The organism is Alteromonas sp. V450 (assembly GCF_001885075.1).
Classification (GTDB): Bacteria; Pseudomonadota; Gammaproteobacteria; order Enterobacterales; family Alteromonadaceae; genus Alteromonas.
The window spans coordinates 353434-377060 of sequence record NZ_MODU01000004.1; the positions used below are offsets into that span (position 1 = coordinate 353434).

Annotated in this window: 18 protein-coding genes; 5 read left to right on the forward strand and 13 right to left on the reverse strand. The window is 43.9% G+C overall.

Annotated elements, in window-relative coordinates; all coding sequences use genetic code 11:
- Positions 1-65: 65 nt before the first annotated feature.
- Positions 66-485: a CBS domain-containing protein gene (locus BK026_RS01560; RefSeq protein WP_071814234.1), complete on the forward strand. Its 420-nt coding sequence runs from the start codon at positions 66-68 to the stop codon at positions 483-485.
- A gap of 92 nt (positions 486-577) precedes the next feature.
- Here the strand turns inward: BK026_RS01560 and BK026_RS01565 are convergent, their stop codons facing one another.
- The gene (locus BK026_RS01565; protein ID WP_071814238.1) at positions 578-3625 is read right to left on the reverse strand and encodes an efflux RND transporter permease subunit; all 3048 of its coding nucleotides are present in this window, start codon (positions 3623-3625) and stop codon (positions 578-580) included.
- 3 nt (positions 3626-3628) lie between these two features.
- Positions 3629-4717: an efflux RND transporter periplasmic adaptor subunit gene (locus tag BK026_RS01570; protein ID WP_071817436.1), complete on the reverse strand. Its 1089-nt coding sequence runs from the start codon at positions 4715-4717 to the stop codon at positions 3629-3631.
- A gap of 198 nt (positions 4718-4915) precedes the next feature.
- Between BK026_RS01570 and BK026_RS01575 the strand changes: the two genes are divergently transcribed.
- On the forward strand, positions 4916-5530 hold the full coding sequence (locus BK026_RS01575) for a TetR/AcrR family transcriptional regulator (RefSeq protein ID WP_071814239.1): 615 nt from the start codon (positions 4916-4918) through the stop codon (positions 5528-5530).
- Between the two features lie 607 nt (positions 5531-6137).
- Positions 6138-8213 carry a TonB-dependent siderophore receptor gene (locus tag BK026_RS01580; RefSeq protein ID WP_071814240.1) on the forward strand — a complete coding sequence of 692 codons (2076 nt, stop codon included), beginning with the start codon at positions 6138-6140 and terminating at the stop codon, positions 8211-8213.
- Positions 8214-8379: 166 nt separating this feature from the next.
- Here the strand turns inward: BK026_RS01580 and BK026_RS01585 are convergent, their stop codons facing one another.
- The 7 genes from BK026_RS01585 to BK026_RS01615 form a co-directional block, all read right to left on the reverse strand.
- Positions 8380-8868 (reverse strand): GNAT family N-acetyltransferase, encoded by a 489-nt coding sequence (locus tag BK026_RS01585; protein ID WP_071814241.1) that lies wholly within the window; start codon positions 8866-8868, stop codon positions 8380-8382.
- 108 nt (positions 8869-8976) lie between these two features.
- On the reverse strand, positions 8977-12156 hold the full coding sequence (locus tag BK026_RS01590) for an efflux RND transporter permease subunit (protein WP_071814242.1): 3180 nt from the start codon (positions 12154-12156) through the stop codon (positions 8977-8979).
- 9 nt (positions 12157-12165) lie between these two features.
- Positions 12166-13314: an efflux RND transporter periplasmic adaptor subunit gene (locus BK026_RS01595; RefSeq protein ID WP_071814243.1), complete on the reverse strand. Its 1149-nt coding sequence runs from the start codon at positions 13312-13314 to the stop codon at positions 12166-12168.
- A gap of 178 nt (positions 13315-13492) precedes the next feature.
- Positions 13493-14596, reverse strand: a complete 1104-nt coding sequence (locus BK026_RS01600; protein WP_071814244.1) for a GGDEF domain-containing protein — start codon at positions 14594-14596, stop codon at positions 13493-13495.
- 3 nt (positions 14597-14599) lie between these two features.
- Positions 14600-15214 carry a membrane integrity-associated transporter subunit PqiC gene (locus tag BK026_RS01605; RefSeq protein WP_256253592.1) on the reverse strand — a complete coding sequence of 205 codons (615 nt, stop codon included), beginning with the start codon at positions 15212-15214 and terminating at the stop codon, positions 14600-14602.
- A 38-nt stretch (positions 15215-15252) separates the two neighbouring features.
- Positions 15253-16911: an intermembrane transport protein PqiB gene (gene pqiB / locus BK026_RS01610; protein WP_071817438.1), complete on the reverse strand. Its 1659-nt coding sequence runs from the start codon at positions 16909-16911 to the stop codon at positions 15253-15255.
- The gene (locus BK026_RS01615) at positions 16908-18050 is read right to left on the reverse strand and encodes a paraquat-inducible protein A (protein ID WP_143142069.1); all 1143 of its coding nucleotides are present in this window, start codon (positions 18048-18050) and stop codon (positions 16908-16910) included. Before BK026_RS01615 ends, pqiB begins: the two co-directional genes overlap by 4 nt.
- Positions 18051-18182: 132 nt before the next feature.
- Here BK026_RS01615 and BK026_RS01620 point away from each other — a divergent pair, with 132 nt between their 5' ends.
- On the forward strand, positions 18183-19205 hold the full coding sequence (locus BK026_RS01620) for a hypothetical protein (RefSeq protein WP_071817440.1): 1023 nt from the start codon (positions 18183-18185) through the stop codon (positions 19203-19205).
- A 16-nt stretch (positions 19206-19221) separates the two neighbouring features.
- Here the strand turns inward: BK026_RS01620 and BK026_RS01625 are convergent, their stop codons facing one another.
- From BK026_RS01625 to BK026_RS01635, 3 genes are all read right to left on the reverse strand, one after another.
- Positions 19222-19824: a GNAT family N-acetyltransferase gene (locus BK026_RS01625; RefSeq protein WP_071814245.1), complete on the reverse strand. Its 603-nt coding sequence runs from the start codon at positions 19822-19824 to the stop codon at positions 19222-19224.
- A gap of 75 nt (positions 19825-19899) precedes the next feature.
- A complete protein-coding gene (locus BK026_RS01630) occupies positions 19900-20610 on the reverse strand; it encodes a fibrobacter succinogenes major paralogous domain-containing protein (protein WP_256253593.1) in 711 nt (236 codons plus the stop codon).
- A 23-nt stretch (positions 20611-20633) separates the two neighbouring features.
- Positions 20634-21584 (reverse strand): SDR family oxidoreductase, encoded by a 951-nt coding sequence (locus BK026_RS01635; protein ID WP_071814246.1) that lies wholly within the window; start codon positions 21582-21584, stop codon positions 20634-20636.
- A gap of 200 nt (positions 21585-21784) precedes the next feature.
- Between BK026_RS01635 and BK026_RS01640 the strand changes: the two genes are divergently transcribed.
- Positions 21785-22684, forward strand: coding sequence for an AraC family transcriptional regulator (locus tag BK026_RS01640; protein WP_071814247.1), 900 nt, complete (start codon positions 21785-21787; stop codon positions 22682-22684).
- 221 nt (positions 22685-22905) lie between these two features.
- Here the strand turns inward: BK026_RS01640 and BK026_RS01645 are convergent, their stop codons facing one another.
- A complete protein-coding gene (locus BK026_RS01645) occupies positions 22906-23595 on the reverse strand; it encodes a PEP-CTERM sorting domain-containing protein (RefSeq protein WP_071814248.1) in 690 nt (229 codons plus the stop codon).
- Between the last annotated feature and the right edge of the window lie 32 nt (positions 23596-23627).

The following is a 23627-nucleotide window of genomic DNA, read 5'->3' on the forward strand; positions in this document are numbered from 1 at the left end:
GTAGTTAAATCAATACTGTCAATTAGTGGCTAAAACGAAAAATATTGAGTGAATAAGGAGTATGGATGAGCATTGCGAAAATTATGTCTACGCGGGTGGTTAGCGTGCACATGGATGACAGCCTACAGTCATTACGCGAGCTCTTTGCTGCCACGGGCTTTCATCACTTAGTTGTTGTTCACGACAACAAACTGCAAGGCATTATATCTGACAGAGACTTATTGAAATCGATTAGCCCTTTTGTAGATACCCTAAGCGAACGGAAGCTTGATCGCGCTACATTGGATAGAAAAGCGCACCAAATCATGACCCGTGAGGTCATCACACTTAACCCAAGTGACTCTGTTTATTCGGCCATTGAGCTTTTTAATACCCACAAAATTTCCTGCATTCCTATTATCGACACGAATAGGCACCCGGTAGGCGTGGTATCGTGGCGCGATGTAATGAAATTTATGCAAAGTAGGGTAGAGGCAAAGCGTTAGTTTTGCGCACTTTAATCGTATTAAACCGGCGAAAGACAAGAGACGTCTCTACCAGATTCCATAGGTCTTCTGGTAGAGCGCTTTTTGACATATCAGTGCTGAGCGTTGCGATAGCTCACTTTAAACAATAGGCTGTAAAGTACGGGTACTGCAATAAGTGTTAGTACTGTGGCAAATGCCAATCCACCCATAATAGTCACTGCCATGTCAGCGAAGAAAGGGTCGAACAGTAGCGGCGCCATGCCTAAAATGGTAGTAACCGCAGCAAGTGAGACAGGGCGAACACGACTGATAGTGGCGTCAACGATTGCTTGTCGAATGGCTAAGCCTTCCTCTATTTGAAGATCAATTTCTTCAATAAGCACAATGGCATTCTTTATAAGCATACCGAACAGGCTTAAAAAGCCCAAAAGCGACATAAAGCCAAACGGCATATCGGTACTTAATAAACCAGTGACTACACCCACGATAGCCATAGGTACCACAAGCCAGATAATTAATGGCTGGCGAGCATGACCGAATAGCAATACTGAAATAATGAACATTACTAAAAAGCCTGCAGGTAAGCCTGCCCCAAGCGCTTTTTGCGCATCGCTAGAGCTTTCAAACTCGCCGCCCCACTCTAATGCGTAACCGGCTGGTAGTTCGATTTCTTCAATAAGCGGGCGTATTCTCGCCAATGCTTTTGCGGCGGTCTCACTATCACCAGGCTCTGCTTCAACAGTAATGGTGCGTACGCGGTCGCGACGGTGGATACGCGTTTCTTCGGTCATTAACTCTAAGCCTTGAGATACCTGTGTGAAAGGCACGTACTGGCGCTGTTGTGTAGACCAAACTTGTGATTCGCGTATCGATTGAAGCTCGGTATCTTCTGCCTTGCCCATCTTGGCAATAATGTTGTAGGCGTAATCACCATCTTGCACCGTACCTAGCTGAACGCCGCTACTGGCATACTGTATGGTTTGGCTAAAGTCACTGTGCGACACGCCAGCTATGCCTGCGTTGTAGTTGTCAAACTGCGTATTAATGGCAAAGCCTTTTTCACGCCAGTTGTGCCGTATGTCTTTCACTTGTCCGTCAGCAAAAAGCAGTGCTTTAGCCTTTTCTGCCAGTTCGCGAAGCACTTCGGTGTCTGGGCCAGAAAAACGCGCCTCGAGCTTTGCGCCAGAGCCAGGACCAAACTGCATTCGCTCCATATAAAAGCTAGCGTCAAAGTCTAGATCGGTGAGCTTTTCTGCAAGTGCGCTTTGAATAGCAGGAATATTGTCTAGTTCATTAGCGCGAACCATGAAAAAGGCATAGTTTTCATTGGCGCTTTTAGGCGCATATGTGAGCGTAAAGCGGTCTGCACCTTGGCCAATAAAGGTGGTAACAGCTGTCACGTTATCCATGCCTAAAATCCGTGCCTCCGTTTCTTTTGCGATAACTTCCGTGGCGCGAATATCTCTGTCTTGCGGGCCCCAATAATGAACAAAGAAAAGCGGTGCGTTTGAAGGAGGGAAGAACCCTTGTTTTACCATGCCAAAGCTGCCATACGCCACAATAGTGATGACGAAAAGTGCACCAATAGTAACCCATCGTTGTTTAAGTGCACCAACTAATATGCCTTTGAACCAACGTTGAGAGTTAGACAGTTCGTTACCCGCAGCGTTGCCAATACCTTTGCGGTAGAAATAGGCCCCTAGTACTGGTACCAAGGTCACTGCTAACACCCAGCTGATCATTAGCGAGACTAGAACAACGGCAAACAGAGAGTAAAGAAACTCACCGGTGGCATCATTTGAAAGCCCAATACCTGAAAACGCTGCAATTCCTATCACCGTAGCGCCAAGTAGAGGCCATTGGGTACGTTTAACAATGAAGCTGGCTGACGCCTTTGCTGTTGAGCCTGTAGCCATGCGAAGCATCATGCCCTCGGCAACGACAATTGCATTGTCTACCAGCATACCCATAGCAATAACCATGGCGCCAAGTGATATCCGCTGAAGCTGAATGTTCATCAGCCACATAATGAGGATTGTCCCAAGAACGGTAACAAGCAGCACAGAGCCAACCACCACACCCGAGCGCCACCCCATAAACAAACAAAGCGTTAACGTAACTACAGCTACGGACATAACGAGATTATTAATAAAGCCAGTTACCGACTCATCAACAACCGTAGCTTGATCGTATATAGGTGTAAGCGTAATACCCACTGGCAATTCTTGAAGCAGCTTTTCCACCTTCGCGTTAACTTTTTCGCCCACATCAACTATGTTAACGTCGGTCAACGCTGATACAGAAAGCGTCAGTGCCTCTTCGCCGTTATAGCGTACGTAAACTGGCTGAATGTCGGCGGGTTCTAATTTTAACGTTGCAATATCGGCTACCCTTAGTGAACGATTAGTTCCTGGGACCACGACAGACAGATTAGATATTTCTTCAAGTCTGTCTGGTGCACGCTCTACAATTAGCCGTACATTTTTTTCATCGACCTTAACACGGCCGCCATTAAACGGACGAAGATTATCCTCAAAAAGGGCGGCGAGATCGGGAAATGAAATGCCTAATCCGGCCAGCTGGTAGGGGTTGATATACGCCACTATTTGCTCTTTTTGAATCCCAGTGACATTAACTTTGGCAACGCCTTCTGTGGTAAGCAGGTCACGACGAATAATACGTGCAAATTCTCGCAACTCCCGCGTATCAAAATCAGGTGCACTTAGCGCATAATAAAGTCCGAATACGTCTCCAAAGTCGTCAAAGACAATGGGGGCTTGTGCGCCGGTGGGTAATGAGTTTGCTGTGTCGCGAAGTCGCTTTCTTAACTCATCCCAAATCTGGGGCAAGAGATCACTATCGTACGTACTTTTTACTTCAACAGTTATTTCAGAAAGGCCAGGCGATGAAACTGAGGTGACTTTTTTCAACTGGGGCATCTGCTGTATCGCAATTTCTAAGCGCTCGGTGACTTCTCGTTCTACCTTTTCAGCACTTGCGCCGGGATAATTGGTGTATACCTTTACCTGTTTAATGGTAAATGCAGGGTCTTCTAAACGGCCAATTTTGCTCATCGCTAAAATGCCGCCTAAAAGCAATATGACAACCATTAGCCAAATATTGACGGGTTTATCAATTGAATAGCGTGCAATATCCATAAATTATTTCTCTCCCTTGTATGGGAGTACTTTCATGCCAGCACGCATTTGTGTTGCGCCAGCAGCAACGACTTGTTGGCCAAGTGAAATGTCGCCTTGGCGTTTTCCTTCAATAATCGCTAAATTGTTTTCGATGTGCTTTACATCGACAGACTGCATGCTTACCGAACTTGTTTCGCTATCATACAGCCACACCGCAAAACCGGAGTCTTTGTCGCCAACCAGTGATCTGACAGGCACGACAAACCCATCGGTATACACGCTGCCCTGTAGGCTTACTTTAACCACTGCGCGCGCTCCTGGCGTAAGCGGCAGTTCTTTACGAGGCGCCATGGCGAACACCACTTCATAGGTTTGGGAGACAGGGTCGGGTTGAGTAGAGTGCTCTACATAATTAACGGGATACCATTCACTGCGGTTGGTGGCTAACGTAGCGCTGGCTTGCTTTATTCCACGGCCAATATTAGCAGTAAGCAAACGCTCAGGTACATTAATGTTGAAGTAAATTTTAGACACGTCTTGCAGTCTGGCAATGGGGGTGCCAGCAGCTACAAAGCTATTGTTTTCAACAAGGCGTTGAGACACTTTTGCGTTAAAAGGCGCATATAGTTGGGTATAGCTTAAATCTTGCTCTGCATTCTTTAAGTCGATAACGGCGAGTTCGTAAGACGTTTTTGCAGTATCCAGTGAACTTTGTGCAACTAACTTTTGCTCAAACATTCTTTCGATTCTGTCGAGTTCACGTTTGGCTTGATCTAAGCGTGTTTTTGATTCTTCAACGCGACGTTCAAATGGCGTTCGATCGATTGTGGCGAGCAGTTTTCCCTTATTGATGTCGCTACCCGTGGTCAAGTCGGTTTGAATAAGCCGGCCTGACACTTCAAAACTCAAATCTACCGTTTTAACGGCCGACACAACGGCAGGAAAGGTGAACTCGTCAAAATCCGGAATGTTACTGACAGTGGCTAATTTAACGTAACGAGGTTGTACGCTTGACTGCTGTTCGACAGCCTCTTCCGAAGAACATGCACTCAGGGTTAAAACTGATAAAGCGCTTAAAAATAGAATGTGAGTAAATCGCATTACGGACATAGGTGTGTAATCCATTGTCAAGGTAAATAAAGTAGGAATGTGTGAATTTTAGGTAGCGTGTTCGTTTAATGCCAATAAGAAATGGCCGCCTAAAGTAAACTGGTGAGTGCATTTTAGTGTGGTCACATTGAAAAGTAAACTGTTCGGTGTAAAATGATTAGAGTAATGTAATGGGTAACTAATTTCGAGAAATTCCCTATGGTAAGCAATACACGTACGCGTAGTGATATAAAACGCGAAGCTATTATTCAGGCGGCAACACAAGCTTTTCAAGAGTTTGGCGTAAAGGGCACAAGTATGGATAAGCTGGCTGAACTAGCAAATGTGTCTAAACGCACCGTGTACAACCACTTTTCTACGAAAGAAGAGTTGGTGATGCATTTAGTTACGCAGCAATGGCAATCTGCAATGCTTGGAAAAAACAAAGCCTACGATGATGCGCTTGAGTTAGATGGGCAACTTGAAGACCTGATTTTACAAGACATTGAGTTTATGATGAGTGAATCGCACCTCGATTTAGCGCGCGTAGCCATCGGGCACTTCTTTTACGAACCAGAAAAACTTAAAGATGAAGTTGCGCAGCTAAAAGCTCAAGAAACGGCAATGCACCGCTTTTTAAAAGATGCTAAAGCCGCTAACAAACTTGCCTTTGATGATGTAGACCGAGTTGTTGAGGAAATCGATAGCCTTGTCAAAGGGCAGTGCTTTTGGCCTCAGCTTTTTAAAATCGAAGATGCGCTCAGCAATAAAGAGAAAAAATGCTTGGCGAAAAACACTGCTGCGCTCATCCTTAGTCGTTATGCAGCTGTCTGATCGGCTCGCTATCGATTAAAACGCGCTCTAGCTTATATGTGTATTAAATGCATGTGTTCGCTGCTGTTAGTTTTTCTAACAGCTTGTCATCCTTCCTCCTCACAGCATTAGCCGCCTGTCATGTGCTGATAGGTGCGTTCTAATAGTTCTATCGCAAAGTCAATAATCGGCACGCGAGCTCACTCACATTTTCATTTATCGAACACGCCAACATCTTTTCTATATAAAAGGATACATGTTGATTTCTTCACATTATGTTGCCTTTCCCCACCTTTTATAGAACGAGAACAACAGGTAGTAACACCTTAAACCAACATAGGTATGGAACCTCCCAAATCATCATCTATGTGGGCTGATGTCACTTGGTTGTTTAAAAAATGTTCTGATCGGCTGTTTTTTGCAAGATTGATTAAGAAAATTTATAAAGAGTTTTCAAATTTTACTGTTTTGGGTCTCGTCATCTCGCCATTTTTTCTATATTATCCAAACCATAAATAACAACTATTATTATTTGCAATTGCATGAGGCTCTCAGTCAGAGGCTGAGAAGCAAATGTGAATAGTTGAAAAATATCCACACCACATAAAAGAACACTTGGAGAGCAATTTTGAAATTCAAACTTACGAGTATTGCTACTGCGATAATGTTAAGTCCAGTTGTAGTTGCTGCTGATATGGAAGATATTGAGAGATTGACGGTAGAGGGCAAGTACCTTTCTGTTAATCAGTCGAACTCAATTAAGAGCCCAACACCAATTATTGACGTGCCACAAAGTCTATCGATTATCACAGCAGAAGAAATTACCGCTCGCGGTATCACAAGTGTTGGTCAAATTATCGATTACACGCCAGGTGTTAATACGTCTCAAGGCGAAGGTCACCGTGACTCTGTGGTATTCCGTGGTGTACGTTCAACTGCTGATTTCTATTTAGACGGCAACCGTGATGATGTTCAATACTACCGCGCACTTTATAATGTGGAGCAAGTTGAGATCCTTCGCGGCCCCAACGCACTACTTTTCGGCCGAGGCGGTACAGGCGGTATTTTAAACCGTGTATCTAAAAAGGCGAAAACGGGCGAAAAATTCGTAAACTATAACGTATCTGCTAACACCTTTGGTGCCTATAACCTTCAATTAGACACAAACGTTGATACAGGCGACAAATCTGCACTTCGTATTAATGCAATGTACGAAAGCTTAGATAACCATCGTGATTTCTTCTACGGCGATCGCTATGGCTTTAACCCAACGGCACGTTTTGAAGTGAGCGACGATACTATTGTTGATGTGTCATACGAATATATCGATCACGAGCGCTTCATTGACCGTGGTGTGCCAACGGCAAACGGCGAGCCTGTTGAAGCATTCGAAAACATCGTATTTGGCGATCCTGACAGCAATTACCAAACGCTAGGCGCTGACGTGTTCCGTGCAAACGTAGAGCACACCTTCTCTGATAACTTAAAAGGTAACTTCAATGCTTTTTACGGTGATTATGACAAGGTTTATTCAAACTTCTATGCGGCGGCTTACAACGCCGACACTGAAGTAGTAACTCTCGATGGTTATGTAGATACTACGCAGCGTGAAAACCTGATTTTGTCTTCAAACTTAGTTGGCGAGTTCGCGACGGGCAGCATTGAGCATACGGTTATTTTTGGTGGCGAAGTTATCAATACAAAGTCTAACCAAGATCGTTTTAACCCAGTTTTTGATTCTACAGACGGCGATAGAGAAGCATTCAACATATCTCGCCCTCTGAGTTTTAGAGGCCTAACCGGCACTAACGCAGACGGTGAAACGGTAACGGCAACATTCACTGATATTAACGACGATACCCATGTAGACCTCGATGTTTACTCTTTCTATGTGCAAGACGAAATTGCACTATCAGAGAATTTCGACTTGGTATTAGGTGCGCGCTTTGACAGCTTCGATATTGAGGTGTTTAACGTTGTTGCGGCTGAGACGCGCAACAGAAAAGATGAAGAAGTGTCGCCGCGAGCTGGTCTTGTGTACAAGCCACAAGAAAATATCTCAATTTATGCAAGCTACAGCGAGTCATTCCTACCGCGCAGTGGCGAGCAATATGCAAATATAAACGGTGATGCCGACGCTCTTGACCCAGACACCTTTACTAACCAAGAAATTGGTATTAAATGGGATTTCAATGACAGCATGAGTTTTACCGCTGCCATCTTTGAAAATGAGCAAACATCGCTTGATAACGATCCTAACGACATTGAAAGCTTCATAGAAGTGGATTCAGATGTATCTGGTTTTGAGCTTCAGCTGCAAGGTTATATTACGGATAAATGGTATATCACGGCTAACTACAGCAATCTTGACGGTGAAGATGCAAGCGGTGTTGAGTTACGCGAATTACCTGAAAACACCATGTCGGTATGGACAACATATGATGTGAATGATGTATTTGGTTTCGGTATTGGCGCAACATACCAAGACGAAAGCAAAGTATCGACAAGTGCTTCATCACCAGTACTACCTAGCTATACCCGAGTTGATGCATCAGCATACTATACATTGAGCGACAAAATGCGTCTTCAGCTTAATGTAGAAAACCTGACTGATACGCTTTACTTCCCTAATGCACACTCTACGCATCAGGTAACAGTCGGTGCACCAATTAACGCTCGTTTATCTTTAATTGGTTCTTTCTAGACAAAGAAAAAACTTTTAATTAATGTTCAAAAGCCATTCGTGACAGCGAATGGCTTTTTTTGTTTATGATACCGTATAGTGTATGAGGTAGTTTGTGACAAACAAAGTTAGTGGTGTTGGTGTAATACCTACTATTAGCGCTTTATTAATACTGAGTAAGTCAGTGTTACCCCTGGTTGGCAAAGTCTAGTAGTGTCTGTCCATCCATGCGATAGCCCAGCCATTCAGTTTTCGGTTTAGCGCCGAGTGATTCATAGAAATCGATAGCAGGCTTGTTCCAATCTAAGACACTCCACTCAAAACGCCCACAATCGTTTTCTACCGCTGTTTTAGCAAGATACTGCAACAAGGCTTTACCCGCGCCCAACCCTCTGGATTTAGGTGAAACGTACAGGTCTTCAAGATAAAGTCCATTGCGACCTTGCCACGTGGAATAATTAAAGAAATATACAGCGAAGCCAATAGGGGCGCCTCCGTTTTCACATATTACGCAATGCGCTGTTGCGCCTTCACCAAATAATGTGTTTGTAAGCATCTCTTCAGAAGCTTCTACTTCATGTTCGGCTTTTTCGTAAATAGCGAGCTCTAGAATGAACTGACGGATTTGAGAAATATCGTCAGGCGTTGCAGATCTTATAGTAATAGAATTGCTCATGATGTCTCTCTCAATATACTCGAAAAAAATGAGCCCGAAGGGCTCATTTTTATACTCAGCGTGTACTTTGAACAGGTCGTTTATTATGTTACACCTATTGAACGTAAGCTAGTCTGCCGAGCCCGCAGGTTGAGGGCTATGAGGATCCGACATTCCGTTTTTCCCCTCGCTTTGGCTGGACTTTTTACGCTTGAACTTGCTCTTTATATACGAAAATGGGCCGTGTAAGTCGAGCAGGATCAAATACAAGCAAGGCACCAAAATTAAGGTGACTAAAGTGGCGTAGAGTACAGCAAAACCCAGTGCCACCGCCATAGGAACAACAAACGCTGCCTGTAAGCTTGTTTCAAACATTATTGGAAGCACGCCCACGAAGGTAGTTATTGATGTAAGCGTGATCGCTCTGAAACGTGCGGTTCCTGCTTCAGTTACTGCTTCTTTTACGCTGTAACCCTGCGCCCTTCGTTGATTAACAAAATCAGTCATGACCAGCGAGTCGTTGATCACTACGCCTGCAGCCGCAATTAATCCAAAGTTTGACATCATAGAGAGGTCTAAACCTAGAATAAAGTGGCCAAATACCGCGCCGGTGAAGCTAAACGGAATAACTGACATTATGATAAGAGGCTGACCATAACTTTTCAGTGGCACTGCAAGAAGAATGTAAACCATAATCATCGCAGCTAAGAAGAACAATATTTGTTCATTTTGCTGCGCTTGTTGCTCCTCGATATCGCCGCCGAGCTCCGTCATTACTGATGGGAAAGTCTCTTTCAATTGAGGAAGCAGTTTTTCCTTTATTTCGTCTACAATTTCGTTTGGCTCGACTTGCTCTTCATCGATATTGCCCCATACGTAAACACTGCGATAGCCACCTTCGCGACGAATGTAGCTAATGCCAGGTTTTTCTTCTAATGCCACGACATCGCCAAGCATCACTTCTTGCCCAGAGGGTGTGGTAATAAGCGAGTATTTAAGGTCGGCAAAGCGTTCTCGAGTAAGCTCAGGGTAGCGAACCATGACCTTGACCTCTTCACCATTGCGAATAACACGCTGCGCTTCACCACCGTAAAAGCCTGCGCCAACTTGCGATGCAATGCTAGATAAGGTGAGCCCCAGATCGTATGCAACAGGAAGTAATGTCATTTGAACTTCTTTGCTCGGAGGGTCAATTGTTGAACTTACATCAAACAACCCGTCTTGCTGTTGTAACATTTCAATGAATTTGAGACCTGCTGCATTAAGCGTATCGATATCTGGGCCAAAAAGTAGATAGCCAAATTCACCGTCGTCACCATCTCCGTTAACATCATCGATAACGGTAAATGACTTCATACCGGTAATTTCTGGAATAGCTTCTCTCCAACGTCTCGCTAGCTCAAACGTATCAATAGGACGGTCTTCTTCATTAACTAACGGTGCTAATATACGACCTTCGGTTCGATCTTCATTAAACGCTAGGCGGTCTCTAATCATGCCTCGCCCAAATTCGTCAATGATCTGTTGCTCAACATTAAGAATCGTATTTTCAACAATTTTGAGGGCGTTTATTGTTGTTAAATCAGAGACATTTTCGTTCATCTCTATTTTAACGCTTGGAAAGTCATGAGGTACTTTGGGGTTCGGCACCATGCGTACATAGTTAGCACTGATAAGACCCATACTTAACATCAGCATTGCGATAAAAAGCATAAATACAGCCCATCGCCATTCAATGGCTTTTTCTACCGTACGCTTGTACGGGCCATTTACAAACGAGAAGAAACCACGATTAAAACGCGCTCGCCAACTGTCTTGTTTGACTGGCGAAAATGTTGTGTGCGCAAGATGAGCTGGAAGTATAAGCTTAGATTCTATCAAGCTGAAGGCTAAGCAAAGAATAACAACAACTGCAATGTTGTAGAAGAATGCTCCTTCTGGACCGCTACTAAGCGTAAATGGCGCAAATACAGCGATAGTTGTGAGCACGCCGAACGTCGCTGGCGTAGCAACCCGTTTAGCGCCGCGCACGACATTGTCTACGCCGCCCCCTTTACTTTCTATCTCGGTATAAGCACTTTCACCAATGACAATGGCATCATCAACGACGATCCCCAACACCATAATAAATGCAAATAATGAGAGAATGTTGATACTGACGCCGAAAACAGGCATTAACATCATTGCGCCCAAGAAGCATACTGGAAGGCCAACCATGACCCAAAGGGCCAACCTAAAGCGCAAGAATAGCGTTAACATTAGAGCGACAAGTATTGACCCCTGCACCAAATTTGACAGCATCATGTCTAACCTGGCATTGAGGTAGTATGTCATATCGACTAACACTTCTAGACTGACACCTTGAGGAAGGGTTTCGTTCTTTTGTTCAATATATGTTTTTACAGTTTCAGCAACCGGGATGGTATTCTGAGTTTTCGTTGCCTTAACGGCGATATAAATGGCATTTTTACCGTTGTACTTGAAATAGCGTTCGCCTTCTACGAAACCATCGGTAATTAACGCAACGTCACCAAGTGTCACCTTGGCACCACCGGCACCAATTTTTACAGGGATCTGTTTGAACTCTTCACCGCTGTAATATTGATTTTCTACTCGCACAGATACGATACCTGAATTAGTTCGTAGTTGTCCGGCAGAAATATTAGCCGAATAGCTGTTGATAGCTTGGGTAATTTCACCAATAGTCAGGTCATATTTTCTTAGCGTATCGGGCTTAATTTCTACAGCTATTTCGTCATTTGGCGTATTGGCTTGAACCAGTGAAATTGACCCAAGCTGTAGCAACTCATCTTCTACTTCTTTTGCCAGTATTTTTAGTTCTGAGAGAGGAAGGTCTCCCACAATTGGCATTTCAATAACTTGTTGCTGGAACTCAACTTGCGATACATTGACAGGCTCCATGCCTGCGGGGAAGGTTGCAATACTGTCTACGCGAAGTTTGACCTTATCTAGCACATCGGTGAGTTCTGATTTGGTGTCAACCTCTAGCGTTACCGCCCCCCCGCCTCTGAAAGCTCGAGAAACCACGCGCTTAATTTCAGTAATGTCTTTTACCGCTTCTTCGACTTTAATAAAAATGCTTTCTTCAATTTCTTGAGGTGATGCACCTGGATAGGTTGCATTAACGGTAATGTAGTTTATCTCGATATTGGGAAACATCTGGCGTTGAATAGTCAGGTAGCTCGCTATCCCCATAATGATGATAAACACCATTAAAAGGTTTGCGGCTACAGAATTTCTCGCAAACCAAGAAATGATGCCGCTTTGTGTGTCGTTTTGTTTATCCATGACAGCCCCTTAATTCGCTTTAGCTGTCACAAGTTCGCTGGTGGGTTTAATCACCTTAACTGACATACCGTTTTGAGGATATTCAGGCAAGCTCATCACGACCTTGTTAGCATCAAAGCTCCCCTGAATTAAAAAATCACCGCTTTCTTCACGAACTACCGTTACTTTTTGCGACTTCAACTTATCGTCTTCATCGAGCGTCCACAATAAGCGATTGGTAACAAGTTCCTGTGGAACGCGATAAACATCACTGAGTGTTTTACCCTCAAACGATATCGTGCTGTAAGCGCCAAATTTCACTACAGGCTTGATTGAATTGATAGCGTAGGGATCTTCTATACGCGCTACGAAATAGCGCATGCGTGTGGTGTTATCGATAACGCCGGTGTCTCTGTGGATCACGCCTTTTACCGAAACGCCTTGAACATCGTCAATTTCTATAGCTACTTCGCTACCAACTGTGGCTTCACTTAAAAAGACGCTATCAAAACCGGCTACTGGAAAAGTCACCTCAGCAAATTCAATGTTATTAAGCACGGCTACTGGAGAACCCTGCGTCACATAATCACCGGTGCTAATATCACGTGAGACGACTAATGCATCGTAGGGGGCTTTAACTTTACAATTTTCTAGGTCTCTTTGCGCTATTTTAAGTTGCGCTTCAGCCGACTTAACACCTGCTTGTGCACTCATCACTTGCGGTTTTCGAAGGTAAAGATCTGTTACCCTTGCGTTAGGCATTGTTTTGGCTTCTTTAGCTGCAACATCTGCTTGGGCTTGTTCTTGAATGAGTTGTGCTTTGGCGCTGGCCAAGTTGGCTTCGGCAAGCAGAAACGCTGCCTCATATGCATCGGATTCTATTTCAAATAGAACCTCGTTGCGCCTGATTAGACCACCGCTTACGAATTTCGGGTTCCACTTTTCTACTTCGCCAGAAACTTGAGCAGCCAAATTAGTCGTTTCAAGGGGCGTAATTTCACCGTAAGAGTGTAGCTGAACGCGAACATTTTCTGGCGTGAGGGACTCGACGGTGACAGTAGGGCGAGTGTCGACTTCTTCTTGAATTGCTGAGTCGGACGCTGATGCCTCGATTCCTTTCATCCCCATGTAGCCTACTAGCAGAACACCAATAGGTAATGCAATTTTCATCCATTTCATAGCTTAGTCTACTTTTATAACGAATACTTGGCTTAGTGTAGCGCTAAAGTGTTTCAGTAATACAGTTCAAATGTAACTAAACATGAGTCAATTTTTTGTAAAGAGTGGTGTTCGGTGTAAATCGCGAGAAATATTTGGTCTTAAAACCATTGATACCAACGTGGAAATCGACGTGGAGTTAGCTTTGTTGCGTTACAGAAGATATTGAGCAGACCTTGTCTCTTCCGTTTTCTTTAGCAAAATAGAGGGCTTTGTCGGCCTGTTTGATTGCCGAAGCAACACTGTTGCTTGGATTTACCTCACTGACGCCAAAACTACTCGTGACGTGTAACGCTTGGTCGCCAATATTAAGTGGGCTACTATTTAGCGCAGCTTTAATCTGTTCGAGAGCATGCACTGCCCCAGATTCATCAGTATTTGGGAAGATAAACATAAATTCTTCGCCGCCCCAGCGAGCTAAGACATCTTGTCCTCTTAATCGATCGCTAAATACCTTCGATATTTTTTTTAAGACTTCATCACCTTGCTCATGGCCAAGCGTATCGTTAATGCTTTTAAAGCGGTCAATGTCGGCTATAGCGATTGAAAAGACTTGATTATCGCGCTTCATTCTGGCGTATTCTTTCTCGAGGCTTTGCTGTGCGCCTCGGCGGTTAAGTAGCTGAGTGAGGTGGTCGTGCTTTGCTTGTCTTTCAAATTGCTCACTTAGATAAAGCGCCGTTTCATAGCTTTTTTGACGACTAAATTCATAAAAAGCAGAGAGAAAAGAGACAGTAAGAAATGAGTAAAGCAGGCGAGATTTAAACGCGTAGCTGTACGTTGTCATCAGTAGTTTTTCGTCGAAGCCAAAAAGAATAACAGCACAAGTAACGGTATACGCGATAAGTGCAAGCAGACCGCGTACAAATCCCGCAAAAAACATCGTCACCGGAGGAACCAGATAAATCCACAGTGGGCCAGTATTATCTTTCCCTCCAGAAACAAGGAGCAGTAACGTAAGTATCATTAGGCAACTTATTAGTAGCGTTATCGAAACGGTACGCGCTTTCGGCGTGCCGTATCTGACCTGTATTTGTTGCGACAATGCAAACGCGATACTAGAAATTAATAAGAGGGTAGAGAGCGGGTATTCTCCACCGAATAACGCTCTGACACCTAGCGTAAATGTTATAAACATACCCACGGCGGTGAAGAGGTTAACCACCATAATGCGGCGATTAGTCTCGTCCTTATAATGACGACTAACACCGCTCAGAACATATTGTTTAATTGCGCTGATCATAAGCTAAGCGTTCGTAGCAGTAATGATTATCTCGGCCAGTTGTCTCACATTTTCTCGCATCGCTATGATGCTGTGTGAATACCCGTCATTTATTAGTGAAGAGCGCAGAGCAAATCGCTTTACCACTGGTGATCCCGTGCTTTTTGCTATTGCAACATGACCATTTAAGATCACTTCGCCGTTATAAGTGCTCACAAAATCATCGATATGCAGGGTAACTCTCAGATCTGGACCACCCTGATAATCGCCTGTGCTGGTGAGAAGGATATTATGCTTTGACAAAACAGAAGAAAGTGCTTTAGTCAGCCCTTCATCGACGGGCTCTGCCCATAAATGGCGAGTCGAAATATGCAAGTTTGTATCGCTTGTTTGATAAACTAACCCCCTGTGTTTTAAATATTCAGGCAGCACTAAGCGTTCAATTTCTATCACGGTTAATGCTTCCTCTGAAGTTGGCGTTGCTGACACTTCTGACGTGGAATGAAGTAAATAATAAGTCAGTGATGTGGGTGTGCTGGTGCACGCAGAAAGTGTCAGCAGGGCAAACACGATGATAAACACGGATGATATGACGGTGCGTAGCATATGCTTCAGTGGTTTCAACGTTACTGTCATCATTTTATTCCTTACTTCAATAATCGGCCTAGCGAGACGTTTTACTGCTTGGCTTTAGGTTGAATGTCCGTGTCGTTATTATCTGAAAAAATGAGACTATTGGGTGACTGATTAAGTTTTAACAGTAATGGCTGAATATTGCGCATAGTCTCCTGTAACGCATCAACGGTCTCTTTGATCTCAGATTGGTTAAAGCCACCATCGCTGTAATTTTTTAATAACCCGTCCAAACTTACAAGCACTTGATTTAAGTTACTGTTAAGGGCCTTTGCATCGACCTCGGCAATCAAGGCATCGAAATCGTTGCTTGCGGCCTCTACCGATGCTGCAGCAGCCTGCATGTCTGATACCGCTAACTGCACATTCTCTACCATTTCTTTGAGAGGTAACTGGTTGATTTTGTCAAGAATTGCATCGGCCTTTTGCGTAAGCTGTGTAAACTCGTTGCTGACGGTTGGGATCACTTCATAGCCGTTTATCACGTCAATTTTGCCACGGGAATTTGCGTCAGGTACATGCTGTAAATCAACATATAACCCACCGGTAAGAACATTACCCATACGCAACGATGCGCGAAGGTCTCGCGACAACCAGTTGCGGATAGTTTGCTTTATGGCACTTAATCCTTCTTCGGTATCAGGCTGCCTTGCTTTGCCAGGGTAGATGTTGATTAACACTGGAATGGGGTAGTCGCGCTCGAGAATGTTACCCTCTACTGCAGGAAAAGAGTTGATAGCGGTTACATTACCAATTTCTATACCTCGATATTCTACTGGTGCACCTACGGTAAGCCCACGTACGCTTTCGTCAATTAAAAGTAAGTATTCGGCGGCCACTTTAAAGCGTGCGTCAGATGCTGATGTACTGTCTTCAAAAATAGTAAAAAATGCGTTTTCAACGACTTGCTCTCCCTTTGGTACTCCCTCTGGAATGCCAAAAGTAACGCCATTTGCTAGCAGTGTTTCTAAGCTCCCCGTTTGGACGCTCACGCCACTGGACTCAAGTAACAACTTTACGCCGCTAACGTCCCAAAAGCGTGTATTTTGTGTTATCAGTTTATGATAAGGCGCCTCAATAAAGGCATCGTAATACACTACACGTTCTTCGATATCGAACGTAGCGTCTTCAAATTCCCCAACTTTGAAACCTTTGTAAATTATCGGGTCGCCAGGCTTATAAGCAAACTCATCGTCACTTTTAAGCATAACGTGCAAACCAGGGGTGCCCGACGGCGTCACAGGAGGCCGCTCTAGAGCGGTGAAATGCAATTGCTCCTGGCCTTTATCACGCGCAGACATTGCAATGTAGCTTCCTGAAAGCAACGTATTTAGCCCCGATACTTCGGAAAAGCTGATCCGCGGTGCCACTACCCAGAACTCTGCATTCTCGTTTAACAGATGCGCTGCGCTTGCATCAATACGCGCGGTAACCAGTACACCGTTAAGGTCAGGTTTTAGGGTAATTTTCTTTACCTGACCAATATCCAAGTCACGAACTTTGATAGGCGTTTTGTTAATTTCAATCCCTGTTGCGGAGTTGAGCTCGATGGTAATAAGTGGCCCTTGGTTTTTCCATTGGTAATAGACCATCCAGCCGCCAATAACAATAACCAAGATAGGAATTATCCAAATACGAGATACCGATGATGTCGGTTTTACATTTGCTTCATTTATATTGGGATCATCAAGCTTGTCGTTCATGATAACTGCTTCCATTGCTGCCAGATTAGTCGCGAATCAAACGTCATTGCGGCAACCATTGTTACAAATACGACGGCACAAAATGCGAGTGCCGCTTGGCCTGGAAATATGGACATGGTATTGCCCATTTGAATAAGTGCAACAAGCACTGCTACAACGAAAACGTCTATCATAGACCAGCGACCTATAGCTTCGGTTATACGGTAATAGCGAATTCTGGTTTTCCGAGAGGTGGTTTTCTGCCGTTGAACCGAATAATTTAACCACGCAAGTATTACTATTTTCGCAACCGGCACAATAACACTTGCCAGCAAAATAATGAGTGCTACCGGGTAAGATCCCGATTCCCACAAAGAAATTACACCACCTATGATCGTATTGGGGGTTTCTTGCCCAAAGAATTCAGTATACATAATTGGCAGAATATTAGCAGGAATATATAAAATACAGGCGGTTAACAGCAATGCCCACGTACGCTGTATACTTCTTCTCGCTTGTTTCTCGCAAAGTGGTTTTGGTGCTGGTGGTTCTCCATCGGCCAACCACATCGCATATCGCGTGGTGTCAAACTGTGAAATACACAGTGCTGTGAGGGCAGAAAACCCTACGAACGCATAGAACGACAGCCCTATCGCAACATCAGCCAATTCAGTTATTTTTATTAAACTCACTAGCGTTCCAACGAGAAATATTTCAGCCATACTCCATGGAACGAGCGCCTTTACAATGGCAAAAAGCCTTGGCAAATAAAAAGGTTTCTGCTGTTTGAGCTGGGCAAGCGAAAGTACGATAAACCCCAGAATAACGATGCCGGGCAGTAATACTGTAGCTAAGCTTGTGACGATAGCAAGTGACAGGTAGTCATGCTCGATAAGAATGGTGATACCTGAGGGAAGGTCGATACTGTGCTTTTGCCCGCTTGCTTTGAAAGTTAAAAAATTAAAAGGTAATGAAAGTAATAAAAAGATCAAAGCGCTTAACGACAGCGCGAGCAGTTTTTCGCTTGCTTGATTTCTCTGTGAAAGAAGCGTGTGATTGCAAACTGGGCAAATGGCTCTTTGTCGATGAGATAAAGCAGGGATGCGAATTTGGCTGTGGCATTGTTCACACACCAAAAGTAAGCTAGAAGTTCGCGTCATAAATAGTCGTTTCTTGCATAATGTTTATGATATATAACCTTTTAAAATTACGAACTAACAGCATAGCGTATTGTTTGAAACGCTAAAAGCATAGCGTTTCGGTCTTCAGACATCTTAATGAGTGGCGAAAAAATGGAAAGATTCAGTCTAATTTGTGCATTATATGAAGAAGGCAAGCGCTATGGACGTCGCCTGGTCTCTAAAAAGCGCATTGGTGCGGTGCGTTTCTGGAGAAGCCTGTCATTCGCTCAGCGTTGCTACTGCATTGCAACCGTATTGCTGGTGCTTTATTTGTTTTTAGATATAAACAGCAGTGTATTTGAGCTTACTATGTTTGGGTTCGCCATGGCAGGCATAACAAACGAAATATGGCCGAGATTTATTACACTCTGGAATAGTTTGCCAGGCAAGGCTCTTATCCTTTTTGTTTATGCTGTTATTGCAAATTTTGCGTTAGCGTTCGCAAGTGGCTTGGTGAATACCGTGACAGGCGTGTCTGCCGATGCGCTGCCGTATAGCCACAATTTTGCGCTTATCTTGTCCTTACCAACGTGGTTTTTTGCTACAACTATTGCTGCTCTCATCCTTGTAACCCTGTTTATGCCGGCCTATCTCTTTATATTGATATGTTTAAAACCCTTTGGTAGAGAACGTTTGTGGCACGCAAAGCACTATCGTTTTGTGCTATCTACAGCCTTAATTCGATATATCTGGACTTTCGCGATTGCTGTTCAACTTGTTGTGTTGTCGAGCCAAATTGGTTTTTTAGATTTGTTCAGTAGTGATGAGGGAACGCCTCTGATTACTGTAGAACGAACATGGAAAGGCAATTCAGATCGTAACGACGTCCCGCGTGAGAGCGCAAACGTAGATGATAACGAACAGCTAGAAGCGGATTTAACCGCGCTTTTAGATGACGCCGAGCAGAAAAGCCTTAGATTTAGCAAAGCACAGCGCGACTTACTTGCGGCATTTATCTATCGATTTGAAGCAGATAGCCGCTCTCGGTGCGCTCATCCGCAGCAAACACGGGTGATTGAACTCAACGACTATGAAATTTTACAAATAGCCGTGTCGCCAGAAAGTGAAAATGGCTATACATATTCTGTTCAACCATGCCGTTCGGCGGCCATTGGAGGTGATGAAAATAGCTAATGTGTTTTTAGAAACGTCAGCGAGGTTTATTCAATTGGAAATGTAGATGCGCCTTAACAGCACACCATTCGCTGTTAATGATCGAGAAAACGACAGTGTCGCGATAACCGCCGTTTCGCAGCTTCTGATGATTGCGTAATACACCGTCTTGTTTTGCACCAAGTCGAGCGATGGCTTGTCGCGAACCGTGATTATGCCAACTGGTTCTAAACTCAACGGCTATTGTATTTAGCGTTTCAAACGCATGCGTCAGCAATAACAGCTTACTCTCAGTGTTTACCGCAGTTTTCTGTACACGTTTGGCATACCATGTATAGCCTATTTCGACGCGGTGGTTGTTTGCATCGGCATTACAAAAGCGAGTCGAACCAATGACCGTGCCCGTGGATTTTTCAATTACGACGAATGGCAAAGCCACCCCTTCATCTTTCTGTCTCAATGCTTCTTGCACATAATCTTCAATAGTGTCAACGCTTGGAACTTGAGTAAACCATAAGTTCCATAGTTCACCATCACTAGCGGCTTCAAGTAAAGGTGCAATGTGAGAATGTGTTAGCGGAGCAAGCGTAATTGTCTTGGCATCTAGCTGTACATCTGTTAGCCACGTGTTACTTTCCATTTTGATTTTCTCGTCGTTCTAGTCAAGGTCCCTCTTGCTTCAAACCATACCATAGGCAACGAAATAATGCTTTACTTAGCGTGGACCTCTGACGCAACGAACGCTAAACATATAGTCTTTGTTTAGCTTAGCCCTTCTAATTTCGCCTTTATGTGAGTTCCACCACGAATAGGCTAGGGTACGAGCGTAAGCCTCTTTGTCGGTGGCGCTCGTACTTGTCCAAAATTCAGTGTACATTCCCTGCGTTATGTACCAGTTACCTATCTTTACGCCCGCTGCCGTTGCGCCAAATTGAAATTGATTAACTTTAGCCTGATCGAATTTTTTAAACAGGCTATTAGGCTGCTCCGCTTTTAGCGTAATAGCAATGTCGTTGCTTCCGCGCCAGCCTTCTTGTGCCAGCTCGCTTTGTGCTACACCAATAGCGCGTTCCATTTCCTGCCAATCAGCGTCGGTCGCTATGCGCCATCCAGCAGGACACAGCTTTCGCTCGTCGTTTACGTCTTGCCAGTGATAAAGCCGTCCATATTTTAGTAGGTTCTTCTCGTCGTCTTTTGGAATAAACCCAGAACCAACAGGGCTTCCATCTTGAAACGTAGTAGCGCGAAGGTTTTCTGCAAACCACTCAAGTTTCCCTATTTTTACGGTTTTATAGCGATTACCTTCCACGTCTTGAAAAGTATTCTGGCTGCCATCAAACGCCAGATTTGAAGTGTTCATAGAAGCTGGAACTGAGGGCGAAGAGGTCATCATAAAAAATCCTAAAATAAAAACGGCTTTTCTCATTTCATCAACATTCAATTTAGCAATTAAAACGACCAGGTAAAGTCTGTCGCTTCTTCTGATACGGCCCAAAGTTTTGTTAGCACTTCTTTGTCTACAGCAAACTCCTCCAATTTACCCTCTCCAACAGGGCCGCCAAAATTCATTAACCCTGTCGGTCCATAATAGGCACGCTGTTTAAGGTTATTTTCGGTGGCACACATCACTTCAGGATAGGCGCCTTTCTCGGCAGACTGCGCCAGCCCTATTTTCACCATAAAGGACCAAGAAATACGGGTTACCCAGTTAGCACTTTCTCGTATAAGGGTGGTGTTCGACGCTCCGGGGTGACACACAAACACCTGCACGTGTTTGTTATGTGCTTTTACTTTGTCTTGTAGTTCGTACGCAAACATCATTTGCGCCAGTTTACTTTGGCTGTATACCTTATTGGGGTTGTAATTTTTGTCCCAGTTCATGTCATTAAACTGCATGGTTCTTAGGCCCATTTTATGCCCTTCACTGGCAACGACTACAATGCGTCCTTTCGACTCATTGATACGATCGAATAACAAACCACACAGTAAAAAGTGACCGTAATGGTTTACGCCTAATTGGCTTTCAAAACCATCCTCGGTTAATTGTTGCGTTGATATTTGTGCAATAGCAGCATTACAAATTAGCGCGTCGATAGTAGGAACTTGAGATAAGATTTCTTTTGCTGACTGTCTCACAGCGCTAAGGCTGCTTAGGTCAAGGCGTATATAGCTGACATTGGCCTCGTTACCAAACTCTTGCTTCAACGTAGCAATAGCGTCATGGGATTTGCTCGGGCTTCGGTTCAACATAACGACTTTCGCACCTTTGGAAAGTAGAATACGTGTAGCCTCAAACCCAGCGCCCGTATTTGCGCCTGTTATTAAAAACGTCTTACCGTTTGCGCTTTCAATACGAGATGGCGTCCAACCGCCTTTTCCAAATAGATTACTCTTTGTCATCAGCTTCACACCTTTTGCTACTAAATTTGTATACTTGTAATATAATGACTAATGGTTGGGTAAAGTAGGCGAAAAACTCTTAAAAACTTGCCTAATCGTATCGCCTTGTTGTTTAGGGTGAAGTTTGCTGCTAGATTACATAACGCAAAAAATCAAAGAGCACGGCGTAAATAAAAGATGAGGTAGTGGTTTAAAACGCTATGAGCAAAGCACTAATAAAGCAGTTAATTGAAGAGAAAGTGGAAAGCAGCGGCTTATACGATACCGGGATCGACGGTGTTCAACTTTTTAAAATAACACAGCCCATCGAATGTGCTCCTGTAGTATACGAACCGTCACTAACTGCTATTGTTCACGGTGGTAAAGAAGCCATTTTGAATGGAGATAAGCATACCTTTAACTCCAGCAAATATACTTGCTGCACCATGTCTATGCCTGTAGAGGCGGGCATTCCCGATGCTTCTGAGGAGAGCCCACTGCTGGGGGTTTATATTTCTTTAAATAGCAGATTGATGACCGATTTAGCTATTGAGTTTGAAAGTGTAGGCGGTAATTTCAGTCAATCGTCAGCTTCGTCTGCACCCTCGGGCATTGCTTCAGCCCGCTGGGATGCTGATTTTACCGATGCCCTATATCGCTTACTTCTTCTCACTGATAATGCTACCGATATTGCTATGTTAGCCAGTACGCGTTTGCGCGAGTTGTATTACTCGGTATTAAAAGGAGAAGCGGGTAGCACAGTAAGAGGTAGTTTTGGCGTAGGCAATGCCATAGGACGGGCTATTGAGTACCTGGCCTCCCATGTAAATGAAAACGTCACTATTGATGATATGGCCAGTAAGATAGGTATGAGTAAGGCCGTATTTCATCGTAAATTTAAACAAGCCACTACTATGTCGCCTATTCAGTTTGTTAAATCGATGCGGTTGAATAACGCAGCCAAACGAATAGCTGAGGGCACAAACGTAAGTGTTGCAGCAATGGATGTTGGCTATATGAGCTCGTCGCAATTTAGTCGAGATTTTAAGCGAATGTATGGCTTATCGCCGAAGCAATGGGAAAAACAAAATAAAGCAAAAGCTACGGCCATGTTGCAATAGTTTTGAGTCACCGAAATTTTGCGATTCTAGTCGTAAGAAGGCTTTTTATATTACGTCATCACTTTCATTATCGCACAGAGCCCTGACCGACTTGACGCACTTTGTTTGGCCGACCTCACTTTGGTAAAAGAAGGTTTAGGCAGCGTGATTAATAAAACCACGCTAAGGTAATTTGTCATGGCTTGTAGTTTGCGCACCTAAGCTTGCAAGAGTAGAGCGAGTTATTCTCGTTTTAGCCTTCTAACTGTAAAGGCAAGCAGTGCCAAACTAAGTATAGCGAAAGTTGAAGGTTCTGGAACAGTTTCAATACTTTTAATTGGAGTGGCTATCCTACTTATAAATGAAACATCATAAGCGCTTTGGTAGCGTTGGTTTACCCCATCTCTGTAATAAAAGCTGATATCGCTAAAGAAGCTGGAACTAGGAAGGGTAACAAGGTGAATCCCTGTAAATGAGACCTTGTCGGTATCAATCTTTATAATTTCTTCACCTGCTGTGTGTGCTTCTGATTGTCGACGGTACTGTGCGTAAGATTGTTTATCATAAAAGTTAAACCCGTCACCTTCCATCTGGGCTTGATCAAATAAGCGCCAAAAAGAGTCTAGAGCGACATTATCTATCATCAATACATCGTTCGAAGTATCGGTGCAACCATCCCCACCTCTAGCGGAGCCAGAGCAAAACTTCTTAATCTTGTTTCCCGATTCAAAATCTGCGATCTCCGAAGCATCGTCGAAATCAAACGTCAGTGAAAGCGTTTCCCCGACTTTCTTAGTCAGATAGTCACCTCTTACATTAGTAACTTCGAATGTCCATGTTTCTGAAATGAGCCCGGCATGAGCGGTGGTGAACACAAAGGTAGTAGCAAAAAGTACCCATGCTTTTATAGTATTTAAAGTCTTAAACTTCATGAAATATTCCTTTTTTATTTTTATCATATTAA